The 11256-nt window shown below is 66.5% G+C and carries 13 protein-coding genes; 10 read left to right on the top strand and 3 right to left on the bottom strand.

Translation table 11 applies throughout. The features are described 5' to 3' along the window. The first annotated feature begins 24 nt into the window (after positions 1-24). The 3 genes from VFB33_13550 (at position 25) to VFB33_13540 (ending at position 3154) form a co-directional block, all read left to right on the top strand. A complete protein-coding gene (locus VFB33_13550; protein ID HZO82714.1) occupies positions 25-1218 on the top strand; it encodes a DegT/DnrJ/EryC1/StrS aminotransferase family protein in 1194 nt (397 codons plus the stop codon). Positions 1219-1306: 88 nt separating this feature from the next. Then, complete coding sequence (locus VFB33_13545) at positions 1307-2248, top strand: UDP-glucuronic acid decarboxylase family protein (protein ID HZO82713.1); 942 nt, start codon at positions 1307-1309, stop codon at positions 2246-2248. A gap of 117 nt (positions 2249-2365) precedes the next feature. After that, complete coding sequence (locus tag VFB33_13540; GenBank protein ID HZO82712.1) at positions 2366-3154, top strand: SDR family oxidoreductase; 789 nt, start codon at positions 2366-2368, stop codon at positions 3152-3154. Positions 3155-3187: 33 nt separating this feature from the next. On the opposite strand, the gene VFB33_13535 is transcribed toward VFB33_13540, so the two are convergent. Then, entirely contained in the window at positions 3188-4330 is a 1143-nt protein-coding gene (locus VFB33_13535) for an acyl-CoA dehydrogenase family protein (GenBank protein HZO82711.1), read from the bottom strand. A gap of 210 nt (positions 4331-4540) precedes the next feature. On the opposite strand from VFB33_13535, the gene VFB33_13530 reads away from it, so the two are divergent. Further along, positions 4541-4840 (top strand): putative quinol monooxygenase, encoded by a 300-nt coding sequence (locus VFB33_13530; GenBank protein ID HZO82710.1) that lies wholly within the window; start codon positions 4541-4543, stop codon positions 4838-4840. A 97-nt stretch (positions 4841-4937) separates the two neighbouring features. Continuing rightward, positions 4938-5930, top strand: coding sequence for an arginine deiminase-related protein (locus VFB33_13525; GenBank protein HZO82709.1), 993 nt, complete (start codon positions 4938-4940; stop codon positions 5928-5930). Between the two features lie 13 nt (positions 5931-5943). On the opposite strand, the gene VFB33_13520 is transcribed toward VFB33_13525, so the two are convergent. Both VFB33_13520 and VFB33_13515 read right to left on the bottom strand, forming a co-directional pair. Beyond that, a complete protein-coding gene (locus VFB33_13520; GenBank protein HZO82708.1) occupies positions 5944-6387 on the bottom strand; it encodes a GNAT family N-acetyltransferase in 444 nt (147 codons plus the stop codon). A gap of 62 nt (positions 6388-6449) precedes the next feature. Beyond that, the gene (locus VFB33_13515) at positions 6450-6683 is read right to left on the bottom strand and encodes a ferredoxin (GenBank protein ID HZO82707.1); all 234 of its coding nucleotides are present in this window, start codon (positions 6681-6683) and stop codon (positions 6450-6452) included. Positions 6684-6856: 173 nt separating this feature from the next. Between VFB33_13515 and VFB33_13510 the strand changes: the two genes are divergently transcribed. The 5 genes from VFB33_13510 (at position 6857) to VFB33_13490 (ending at position 11149) form a co-directional block, all read left to right on the top strand. Then, positions 6857-7792 (top strand): phosphatase PAP2 family protein, encoded by a 936-nt coding sequence (locus tag VFB33_13510; protein HZO82706.1) that lies wholly within the window; start codon positions 6857-6859, stop codon positions 7790-7792. Between the two features lie 59 nt (positions 7793-7851). Next, on the top strand, positions 7852-8475 hold the full coding sequence (locus VFB33_13505) for a DsbA family protein (protein ID HZO82705.1): 624 nt from the start codon (positions 7852-7854) through the stop codon (positions 8473-8475). Between the two features lie 16 nt (positions 8476-8491). Next, positions 8492-8890: a thioesterase family protein gene (locus tag VFB33_13500; GenBank protein ID HZO82704.1), complete on the top strand. Its 399-nt coding sequence runs from the start codon at positions 8492-8494 to the stop codon at positions 8888-8890. A gap of 28 nt (positions 8891-8918) precedes the next feature. Continuing rightward, positions 8919-9806: a MaoC family dehydratase gene (locus tag VFB33_13495; protein HZO82703.1), complete on the top strand. Its 888-nt coding sequence runs from the start codon at positions 8919-8921 to the stop codon at positions 9804-9806. A gap of 173 nt (positions 9807-9979) precedes the next feature. Beyond that, positions 9980-11149 carry an amidohydrolase family protein gene (locus VFB33_13490; protein HZO82702.1) on the top strand — a complete coding sequence of 390 codons (1170 nt, stop codon included), beginning with the start codon at positions 9980-9982 and terminating at the stop codon, positions 11147-11149. Positions 11150-11256: the final 107 nt, after the last annotated feature.

Genomic DNA, 11256 nt, shown 5'->3' with positions numbered 1-11256 from the left:
GGCGGCCGCGATGGGGCGGCGCGAATGAGCCAGCCGGTGCGCCAAGTGCCCTTTCATCGCCCTTCGATCGGCGAGGCCGAGGAGCGCGAGGTGCTCGACGCGTTGCGCTCGGGATGGATCACCACCGGGCCCAAAGCCAAGCGCTTCGAGCGCGAGTTCGCGGCCTACGTTGGCGCGCGCCACGCGCTGGCCGTCGCCCATTGCACCGGCGCGCTGCACCTTGCGCTGTTCGCGCTCGGCATCGGTCCCGGCGACGAGGTCATCACGACGCCCTTTACCTTCACCGCGACCGCCGAGGTGATCGGCTATCTGGGAGCGCGGCCGGTGTTCGTCGATATCGACCCCGGCACTTTCAACATCAGCCCGGCGCGCATCGAAGAGGCGCTGGAAAGCGGGCGTTACGGCCGCGTGCGCGCGATCCTGCCGGTACATTTCGCCGGCCAGGCCTGCGAGATGGACCGCCTGCTTGCGATCGCGCGCCGCCACGGCCTCAAGATCGTCGAGGACGCGGCGCACGCGGTGGGCTCGGCGCGCCATCTCGAGGGCCGCGGGATGGCGCGGATCGGAACCATCGGCGAGCTGACCTGCTTCAGCTTCTACGCGACCAAGAACATCACCAGCGCCGAGGGCGGGATGATCACGACCGAGGACGACGCCCTCGCCGAGCGAATCGCGGTCGCCAGCCTGCACGGGATGAACCGCGACGCGTGGAAGCGCTACGACCGCAGCGGCTCGTGGTACTACGAAATTCACGACACCGGCTTCAAGTACAATCTTTCCGACGTGCACGCCGCGATAGGGCTTGCTCAGCTCGCCCGCGCCGATGAATTCATGCGCCGGCGCGCCGCGATAGCGCGCGCCTACAGCGAGGCGTTCCGCGCCGAGCCCGCGCTCCAGACACCTTACGCGGAGCCGGGAATCCAGCACGCGTGGCATCTCTACGTGCTGCGCCTGCGCCCCGAGCAGCTCAAGGTCGGGCGAGCGCAGTTTGTCGAGATGCTGCGCGAGCGCGGCATCGGCACTTCGGTCCACTGCATCCCGCTCAACACGATGCACTTCTACCAGCAGCGCTATGGCTACCGGACCGGCGATTTCCCGATCGCCGAGGACGTGTACAGCCGATGCCTGTCGCTGCCGATTTTTCCCGCAATGAGCGACGAGGACGTCGCTTACGTGATCGAAAGCGTACTCGCGCTGGCGCGCGAGAACCGTCGCTAGGCGGGCTGCACCTTAACCCAAGGCGGCGAAGGCCGCCTTCCGCGGGTGCGCCTAATCCCTGTAAAATCTCCATCCAAGGAGAACCAACGTGCGAGCACTGGTGACGGGCGGCGCGGGATTTCTGGGATCGCATCTGTGCGAGCGGCTGCTGCGCGACGGGCACGAGGTCATCTGCCTGGACAATCTTTTCAGCGGCAAACGCGCCAACATCCAGCATCTCAAGAGCAACCCCGCCTTCGAGGTCATCCGCCACGACGTGGTCGAGCCGATCCTGCTCGAGGTCGATCGCATCTTCCACCTTGCCTGCCCCGCCTCGCCGGTCCATTACCAGTACAATCCGGTCAAGACGCTGAAGACCAGCGTGATGGGCACGATCAACATGCTGGGGCTGGCCAAGCGCGTGCGCGCGCGTATCCTGCTGACCTCGACCAGCGAGGTTTACGGCGATCCCGAGCAGCATCCGCAGACCGAGAGCTACTGGGGCCACGTCAATCCGATCGGCGTGCGCTCGTGCTACGACGAAGGCAAGCGCGCGGCCGAGTGCCTGATGATGGACTACCATCGCCAGAACAACGTCGACATCCGCATCGTGCGCATCTTCAACACCTACGGGCCGCGGATGGCGGTCAATGACGGGCGGGTGGTGTCGAACCTGTGCGTGGCGGCCCTGCGCGGCGAGGACCTGCCGATCTACGGCGACGGCAAACAGACGCGCTCGTTCGCCTACGTCGATGACATCATCGAGGCGATTGTGCGGATGATGGACACCGAGGGCTTTATCGGCCCGGTCAATATCGGCAACCCCGACGAGTTCACGATCCTTGAACTCGCCTCGCTGGTTATCGAACTGGCGCGCAGCCGCTCGCGCCTGACGTTCCATCCCGCGCCACCCGACGATCCCACCCGCCGCCGTCCGGACATCTCGCTGGCCAAGGCGCGCCTTGGATGGGCTCCCGAGACGCCGCTGCGCGAGGGGCTGCGGCTGACCATCGAACACTTTCGCAAGGAACTCGGCCTCGCTTCAGCCTAGACTCGGGCTCGCCGCAGCCCCAAAGTCGCGGGCGCGGCCCGGCGGCTCGACAGCGCAACGCGCGCGCAATACTATCGCGCCGGGGAGCGTCATTTCAGGGGAGACGGAGGGAAGACGTTGCCAACCGCGCTCGTTACCGGAGCCTCGAGCGGCCTCGGCGAGCAATTCGCCTACGCGCTCGGCCGCGAGCATTACGACCTGGTGCTGGTGGCGCGGCGCGAGGATCGCCTGGCGGCGGTCGCCGGCCACGCGCGCAGCCTCGGCGCCGGCTCCGTGCATACGGTCCGCGCGGATCTTGCCGAGCGCCAGGCGCCGGGCGCGATTCACGGGCGCCTCAAAAGCGACGGCGTGCAGGTCGATTACCTGGTTAACAACGCCGGCTTCGGCACCACCGGCAGATTCCATCGCCTCGACTTCACGCGCGAGCTCGAGGAGATCGACCTCAACGTGACCGCCGTGGTCGCGATGACGCGGCTGTTCGTGCCCGCGATGGTCGAACGGCGGCGCGGCACGATTATCAACGTCGCCTCGACCGCGGCTTTCCAGGCGACGCCGTACATGGCGACCTACGGAGCAACCAAGGCCTTCGTGCTCAGCTTCAGCGAGGCGCTGGCGGCGGAGCTGGCCGGAACCGGCGTGACCGTGATGGCGCTCTGCCCGGGGCCAGTGCGCACGGAGTTCCAAAAGGTGGCCAACAACGAGCGCGCGCGCTTCCCGTCTTTTCTGTGGACCGATGCCAGACGGGTGGTGGAGCAGGCGATCGCGGCCGCGGCCGGCGGGCAGTCGATATGCGTCGCGGGAGCGTTCAACAGCGCGCTTGCGATCGCGAGCAAGCTCGCGCCGCGCGGCCTGTCGGCGCGGATCGGCCGCGCGCTGCTGCGGCCGGCAGCCGCCGACGGCGACTGAGATCGCTGCCGCACGAACGGCCGGCGCTCGGCGCTACTCCTTGAGCAGATGGCGCGAGATCACCACGCGCTGGATCTGCGAGGTGCCCTCGTAGATTTGCAGCAGCTTGGCGTCGCGCATCAGCTTCTGCACCGGGTATTCGTTCATGTAGCCGTAGCCGCCGAAGAGCTGCACCGCGTCGGTGGTAACCTTCATGCAGGCGTCGGCGCTGAACAGCTTGGCGTAGCTCGAAACCACGTTGGGGCTCTCCCCGCGATCGACCAGCCACGCGGCCTTGTAAGTCAGCAGCCGCATCGCTTCGACCGCCACCGCCATGTCGGCCATCATGAACTGGATCGCCTGGAACTTCGCGATCGGCTGGCCGAACGCCTGGCGCTGCTGCGAGTACCTGACGCACTCGTCGAGCGCGCGCTGAGCGATGCCGGTCGCGATCGCGCCGATCTCGGGTCGGCTGCGATCGAAAGTCGCCATCGCGTACTTGAAGCCCTCCCCCTCTCGGCCGACCAGCGCACTGGCCGGGATGCGCACCTCGTCATAGACGATCTCGCCGGTGTCGGCGGCGCGCTGGCCGAGCTTGCCGTGCATCCGCCGCCGCGTGATCCCGGGCAAATCGGCGGGAAACACGAAGCACGAAATGCCCTTGTGGCGTAGCCGTTTGTCCGAGGTCGCGAACGTCACGTACCAGTCCGCCACCGAGCCGTTTGAGATGAAGTGCTTGGTGCCGTTGAGCACGAAGGCGTCGCCCTCGCGGCGATACGTCGTGCTCATCGAGGCCACGTCGGAGCCCGCACCGGGCTCGGTAATCGCGAACGCGCAGAAGGTCAGTTCCTTGACCAGACGGCCGAGGTAGGTCTGCTTCTGTTCGGTGTTGGCGGCAACGACCAGTGGCAGCGTCGCCAGTTCGTTGGCGCCGACCGCGTTGGCCATCCCGGCGCATCCGTAGTTGAGCTCTTCGATGATGACGCAGCCGTCGAGGATCCCGAGGCCGGGGCCGCCGTTCTCGCGCGGCACCGCGAGGTTCATCAGGCCGGCCCTAAAGGCGGCCTCGCATACGTCGTGCGGAAAGATTTCCTTTTCGTCGTACTCGCGAGCGCGCGGGATCATTTCGCGCTCGGCGAATTGGCGCGCCAGCCGGCGCAGGTCGCGCTGCTCGTCGGTAAGCTCGAACCCGATCATCGTCGTTGGCTCCGCCGGCCAAGCGAAGCCGGCCATCCGATTTTGCGCGAAGCCGCGGCCGAGCGCAAAGTGCTTGGCGCTCGGCGCAGCGCCGCTTCGGCTTGAAAAAGCGTCGGTCCCCAACTATGACGGGCATGGAGCGGTTCCCGGCGTGCCGAGCGCTGTTTCGCCGCGAGTGCGTCGCTTTATTCTCGAATCAAGGAGAAAACGATGTCGGTTTCACTGATTGCCAAGATCAAGGCCAAAGCCGGATGCGAAGGCGAACTCGAAGCGGCCTTCCGCGACATGATCAAGAAGGTGCGCGCGGCGGAGCCGGGATGCCAGGCCTATATCTTGCACAGGTCCAACCAGGACCCAACCATGTTCGTGTGGTTCGAGACCTACGCCGACCAAGCCGCCTTCGACGCCCATCGCAAAACCGATCACATGAAGGAGATGGGCGCGCGGATCGCCAACCTGCTCGACGGGCGTCCGCAGATCGAGTTGCTGACTGAGATCGATCGCAAATAGAAGCCGCCGCCTTGATTCGTGAGCGCGTGATCCGTCGCTAACCCACTCCTTGGACAAGGGGAGGGAACTGCTTCGGTCCAGAGAGGAGCCCGAGGCGATGCCGAGAACCATCCTGATGGGCGACCCGACCTTTTTCTCGGTCCTCGGCGGCGCTAACCCTCATACGCGCAATGCGCTTGGTCTGAAAAAGTCGGTCAACCCTGACCTGGCACGCCGGCAATGGCACGGCTTGGCTCGCGCGCTAATCGGACGCGGAACCGAAGTCTGCGTGATCGAGCCGCACGAGGGGCTGAGCGGCCTCGTCTATCCCGCTAACGCGGGCTTTCTCTATCCGCTGAGCGGCGCACCGTCCGAGGCCAAGACGTTCCATCTCGCCCACCTCCTGCCGACGCGGGCGCGCGAGCGCGAGGTCTATCGCCGGTTCCTTGAGCGGATGGGCTATCGATGCGCCAACGTGGCGGCGCGCTTCGAAGGCGAAGCCGACTTTTTCCCTGCTGGCCGCTTCATGCTCTTCACCTACGGGCGGATCGAGCGCCAGCGCTTCGTCCCGCGCATCGGCATCCCGCCCTGGCGGCGCATCTACGGCTTCCGTTCCGAATACGCCGCGCTGGACGAGCTCAGCCAGATCGCGGGCGAACGGCCGATACTCGCGCTGGAGCTATGTCGCGAGGCGCATTACCACGGCGATACCGTGCTGTGCTCGTTCGGCCCTCAGCGCGAGTTCCTGCTCGCCTACATAGAGGGGCTCGCGCCAGCGTCGCGGGAGCGGCTGCGCGCCGAATTCAGCGCCAACCTGATCGAGCTGTCGCAGCGCGATGCTGAACTATACGCGGCCAACTCCTTCCAGGTCGACTACGAGGGCAGGCTGTACCTGTTCATGCCGCAAGGGGTGAGCGAGGCGCTGGCCGCGCGCGTAAGGGAACGCGGCGTCGAGCCAATCATGGTTGACGTAAGCGAGTTCCTGGCCAAGGGCGGCGGCTCAGTCAAATGCATGATTCTCGACCTCGGGCCGAGCGAGGAGCAGCCGAACGACCCGGCCGCGGTCGAGTTCCGCTCCGAGCGTTCCTACGAGCGGCTGTTTGCTGATTGACGGGCGGGCGCATTCAGCGCTCGATCACGCCGTCGCGCGAGATATCGAGGCGCAACACCGCGAGACGGGCGAGCGCCTGGGGACAAGCGTCGAAATAGGCGGCGACGGCGGTGCCGGCGAGCTCGTCGAGCATGTCACTCGACGCCGTTCGCTCGAAGCCGAACCGCAGCAGGTAACTGACGGCGTTGTGGCCAGCGACGGCGTAGAGGCGGCGCGCGCCCCGCGTATGAGCGGCCTTGCGCGCGGCGCCGACCAGCGCCGCGCCTATTGCCCGCCCGCGCATCGTCTCGACCACCGCGAGCGAATGAAGCACCGCCGCATCGACCATCGTTTCTATTCCGGCCACGCCCACCATCCGCGCGTCCAGCCACGCGCCTAACCAACACATCCCGGGCCCATCGCAGCCGTTGGCGATAATCTCGCCACGCTCGCCGACGGCGGAGACCAAGGCGGCCACTGATTCGAGGTCCTCGGTCTGCGCGACGTAAAGCTCGCCGGGAGCGCGGCGGCGGCGCGCACCTACTTTTTTGGCGGCGGGAATAGCTGCGTCCCCGTTTCTTCGTCGACCACGGTTATCGCCTTGGCCGGGCACCCACGGGCCGCCGCCACGATCACACCGTCGGACGCGCCGGTCTGGTTGTAAACCTCGGATTTGCCCTCTTCATCGAGGCGGAAGACGCCGGGCGCGGTCTCGACGCAGTCGCCGCTCGCGATACATCGCGACTTGTTCACGCTGGTTTTGAGTTTCGCCATCGAGGCTTTTCTCCTGGAAACACGAAAGCTGCCTGACAATAGAACCGCGCGTTCAGGCGCCGCAAGCTGCCGAGGAGTGCTCGCAAATCCCGCCATTTTGCGCTCTTATCGAGTCGTCGCTGCTAAAGCGCGCTCCGCGCTGCCACTTCTCTTGCGCGCGAGGAGGGTCCCCGATGAAGTCGCGGGTATCGCCGGCCTCCGTGCGCGCCGCCCTCGCGGCGCTTGTGCTGACCATGATCGTCGGATCGTCCCAGCCCCCCTGGGCCGCCAACTCAGGCTGGCAAGGCGTCGGCGACTCGCTCGTCTCGGACTTCAAATACGTCGCCAACAACCTTGAGGCCGATGGCGAAGACATTGTGACCGCGCCGCTCGATCTCGACGCCGCCGCTGCGCTGCTTGCCAATCCGCGCTTCTACCTGGTGCTCGGCGGCGCTGGCGCAGCCTTCGGGGGCTCGTTTGCGCTGGACCAGACGATGCGCCGCCATCTGCACAACATGTCGTCGAGCACCGCCAGCACGCTGGAAAATATCAGCTACGGCTCGGTCGGCGCGGCAACCGCCCTGCTCTACGGCTACGGGCTTTACGCCGGCGAAGCGCGGGCGCGCCAGTACGCGCTGACCGCGGGCGAAGGCGCGGGCATCGCTGTCCTGCTCGACATCGGAATCAAGGCCGCCTTCGGCCGTCTGCGCCCCTCGCAGGACCATCACGACCACGACGCCTTCTTCCATGGAGGACAGACGTTCGTCTCGGGCGACGTTGCCCCGCTGTTTGCGCTGGCGTGCGGAGTCAGCGAGTACTACGACAATCGCTGGTACGTTGCCCTACCCGCCTACTCACTCGCGCTGCTAGACGGCTTCGGCCGGATGGGCCACGACGCACACTGGTTCTCCGACGTCGTCGGCGCGGCGCTGCTCGGCGTCGGCACAACCGAGCTGTTTCTCCATCTCCATCGCCGGCACGAGGAGCATCCGTGGCGCTTTCGAATCTTCCCGATGCCGCAGCCGGCTGTACCCGCCGCCAAGGGTGTGTTTCCCGTGACGGCCGCAGGCGCGCGGCGTGCGCGCCGCGACCCAATGCCTGCCGGCTTGGTAGTCGCCTTTTGGTGGTGAGCCGCCGTGCGCTTTTGCGCTGCGCGCTTTTAGGCTATCCACTTAGGGCGGTGACTCCCATGGCCGAAGTGCTCGAAACAATCAAGCTCTATTACGATTTCAAAAGCCCGTTCACGTACCTCGCGATGGAGCCCACGTACGGGCTCGAACAGACCCATCGCGTGCGCCTGCGTTTCATCCCGCACGAGCTCGCGGTGCAGGACGCCTACGGCGGCGAACTTGACCGGCGCAAGCAGCGCGACTGGAACAAGGTGCGTTATCTCTACGCCGACGTCCGCCGCTTCGCCAACGAGCGCGGAATGATCATCCGCGGCCCGCAGAAGATCTTCGACTCCCGGCTCGCGCTCCAAAGCGGCCTCTACGCCGACCGTCACGGGCGCTTCCGCCCATATGCCGAGCGCGTGTTCGAGCGCTTCTTCAAGCGCGAGCTCGACATCGAAAACCTCGACGCGCTGTGCGCGGTCGCCGCCGAGGCGGGGCTCGACCCCGCGGGGCTTCGCGGTTACGTCGCTGGCGAGGGTCCCGCCGAGCTCAAGGCCGCGGCGGACGAAGCCGAGCGCGACGGCGTCTTCGGCGTGCCGACCTTCGTCGTCGCAAGCGAGCTGTTCTGGGGCAACGATCGCGTGGAATGGGTGATAAAAAAGCTCGACGCGATGAAGCTTCGGCGCACGCGCGCCGCCTAACATACGGGAGTCCGCAATGCGAGCGATTCCGGTGGGAACCAAGGGCAGTTACACGATGACCGTAAGCCGCAAGGACCTGGCGGGCACGATGGAACCGTCGCTGCCGCCAGTGCTCGCGACCTGCATGATGAGCCTGATGATGGAGCTGGCCGCGATGGACGCGATGCGCCCGTACATGGAGCCGGGTGAAATGTCGGTCGGCATCGTGGTCAACGTCCAGCACCTTGCCGCCACTCCCGACGGGCACAAGGTCACCGCGTACGCCGAGGTCACCAGATGCGACGGGCGGCGCGTCGAGTTCAACGTCCGCGCGGTGGACGAGATGGACGAAATCGGCACCGGCACCCACAGCCGCGCGGTGGTCGAACGGGCCAAGTTCGATGAGCGGCTTAAGAGGAAGATCAAACAGGCTTGAGCCGCAGTCAGATCCGGAGTGCATCGTGATGGAGACGCCGAGCGTATTCGAAAGCGATGAGATTTACGTTGGCCGCGACTTCGGCGGCGCCGAATATGAGATCACGCCCGACCTGGTCGAGCGCTATATCGCGGGCACCGGCGACGACAATCCGTGGTACCGCGGGCGCTCGCCGCTCGGCGGACCGGTCGCGCCGGCGCTGATCCTGCATTCGGCTGTTTTCCGCACTCACGACTGGTACCTGCCCAACATCTACGGCAACCTGCACGCGCGCCAGGAGTGCGACCTACTGGCGCCGGTGATGGTCGGCGAGCGGCTGCATACGCGCTCGGTAATCGTCGATCGCTACGTAAAGCGCGACCGCGAGTACGTGGTCAACGAAACGATGATCTTTAACGCCGCGGGCCGGCTCGTCACCCGCAGCCGCACCCATCAGAGCTTCCTGCTGCCCGAGCGCGCGGCCCACAGCGCGCTGGCGGTTGACAAGTCGCGCGAGCGCGATCCCGCGCGCAGCTTCAGAGTCGGTGAGCGTGGCGGCGAGCCGATCGAGTCGCCGATGATCCACGTGAGCGAGGCGATGTGCATGGCGTTCTCGGGGCCGGCGCTCAACTACCACACCGACCGCGAGGCGGCGCGCAAGCTCGGCTTTCCGGAGATCGTCGTGCAGGGGATGCTGTCCGTGTGCCTGGTCGGGGCGATGATGACCCAGCGCTTCGGGATGGGCTTCTTGTGCGGCGGACGCTGCGATCTGCGGCTCGTCAACGTACTGTGGGCCAACGAGACGACCGCTGCCCGCGGCCGGATTCTCGAAGGCCGTCCGGAAGGCAAGCGCACGCGCGCCGAGGTCGAGGCGTGGTGCGAAAAGTCCGACGGCACCAAGACCGTGGTCGGCATTGCCAGCGCGCTGGAGCTGTAGAGGCGACGTCCCCCTTTCGTACGGGGGGAAACAAAGGCTGGCCGCTCGCGATCCGGGCGAGCTCCCTCGACTCATCTTGGCGACGCAGCCCGCGCGCGCCAATCGGCGCGCGCGCCGTTTGTGCAAGCGGCGGTGGGATTGCTATTGCAGGGGTGAGCGGAGGTATACGCACGATGCCATCCAAATACGATCGGATTCGCAAGCTTCGCTACCCGGGCGCGGTCGACGCCGACGGACACATCCTCGAGGCGCCCGACCTCTGGGAAACCTACCTCGAAGAAAAGTACAAGCCGCGCGCGCTGCGTATCGGGCGCGACGAGCGCGGCACCCAGTACCTCGAAATCGGCGGGCGGCCGTCGAAGGTGACGCGCGGGCCGATCCTGGCGCGGATGTGTTCGATGGGCACGCCGCGCGACAAGCACGGCGAGATCGAGGCGCTCGGCTATGGACAGGACGCGCCGCTCGGCGCACTCGACCCGCGCGACCGGATCACCCGGCTCGACCTCGAAGGGCTGAGGGCTGCGTTCATCTATCCCACCCTCGCGCTTTGCTGGGAGACCGAATGCGACGACATCGAACTGGCGCAGGCCTATACGCGCGCCTACAACCGATGGATCGTCGATTTCTGCGCCGACAGCGGTGGCCGCCTGATCCCGATCGCACACCTGTCGCTCGGCGACCCCGAGGCCGCGGCCCAGGAACTCGAGCGCGCAGTGCGCGCGGGATGCAAGGGGGCGTGGGTCGCGCAGTTTACGATGACGCGCAAGCCGCACGCTCATCCCGATCACGACGTCGTCTTCGCCAAAGCGCAGGAGCTCGGCGTCCCGTTCGGGCTCCATCCCACGCTCGAGCCGGTATGGGCGCTGCCCGGCCGCTACGACTTCAAGTACGTCCGCGACGGGCTGATGTTCCTCAACGTCACCGCCTCCGACGCGATCCGCCACGCGCTGACGAGCTTCTTCCAGTTCGGCACCTTCGACAAGTTCCCGCGCCTCAAGCTGGTGATCCTCGAAGTCGGCGGCGGATGGGTAAGTTACTGGCTCGACCGGCTCGACGCGGTTTACGCCACACTGGTCGGCCGCGACGTGCCGCTGCGCGAGAAGCCGAGCTTCTACTTCCAGCGCCAGTGCTGGATCTCGGCCGACCCCGATGAGCATTCGCTGCCCGCGATGGTCGAGTTGTGCGGCGAGGATAAGTTCTTCTGGGCCTCCGACTTCCCGCATCCCGACCATACCGGCGATTACATCGAGGAGCTGGAGAAGATGGCGGGCAGGCTCGGAGAGCGGGCGCGCGCCAAGGTGCTGGGCGACAACGTGATGCGCGTGTACGGCTGCGCCGCGTAGCGCGTGTGCACAGCCGCGTGGCGCCTCGCCCGACTCTCGGCTGGGACCGCCTCGGGCGAATCCAGCGAAAACAAAAAGGCCCGGAGCCGTGAGGCGCCCGGGCCTTC

It is taken from the genome of Candidatus Binataceae bacterium, from assembly GCA_035650475.1.
Taxonomy (GTDB): Bacteria; Desulfobacterota; Binatia; order Binatales; family Binataceae; genus JAKAVN01.
This window is presented reverse-complemented; position numbering and strand designations above follow the sequence as displayed.

Bases quoted from the DNA above. Each gene is read 5' to 3' on its own strand.
- VFB33_13550 (HZO82714.1), top strand. From the start codon at position 25: ATGAGCCAGCCGGTGCGCCAAGTGCCCTTTCATCGCCCTTCGATCGGC.
- VFB33_13535 (HZO82711.1), bottom strand. From the start codon at position 4,330: ATGATCGGGTTCGAGCTTACCGACGAGCAGCGCGACCTGCGCCGGCTG.
- VFB33_13530 (HZO82710.1), top strand. From the start codon at position 4,541: ATGTCGGTTTCACTGATTGCCAAGATCAAGGCCAAAGCCGGATGCGAA.
- VFB33_13525 (HZO82709.1), top strand. From the start codon at position 4,938: ATGCCGAGAACCATCCTGATGGGCGACCCGACCTTTTTCTCGGTCCTC.
- VFB33_13515 (HZO82707.1), bottom strand. From the start codon at position 6,683: ATGGCGAAACTCAAAACCAGCGTGAACAAGTCGCGATGTATCGCGAGC.
- VFB33_13510 (HZO82706.1), top strand. From the start codon at position 6,857: ATGAAGTCGCGGGTATCGCCGGCCTCCGTGCGCGCCGCCCTCGCGGCG.
- VFB33_13505 (HZO82705.1), top strand. From the start codon at position 7,852: ATGGCCGAAGTGCTCGAAACAATCAAGCTCTATTACGATTTCAAAAGC.
- VFB33_13500 (HZO82704.1), top strand. From the start codon at position 8,492: ATGCGAGCGATTCCGGTGGGAACCAAGGGCAGTTACACGATGACCGTA.
- VFB33_13495 (HZO82703.1), top strand. From the start codon at position 8,919: ATGGAGACGCCGAGCGTATTCGAAAGCGATGAGATTTACGTTGGCCGC.
- VFB33_13490 (HZO82702.1), top strand. From the start codon at position 9,980: ATGCCATCCAAATACGATCGGATTCGCAAGCTTCGCTACCCGGGCGCG.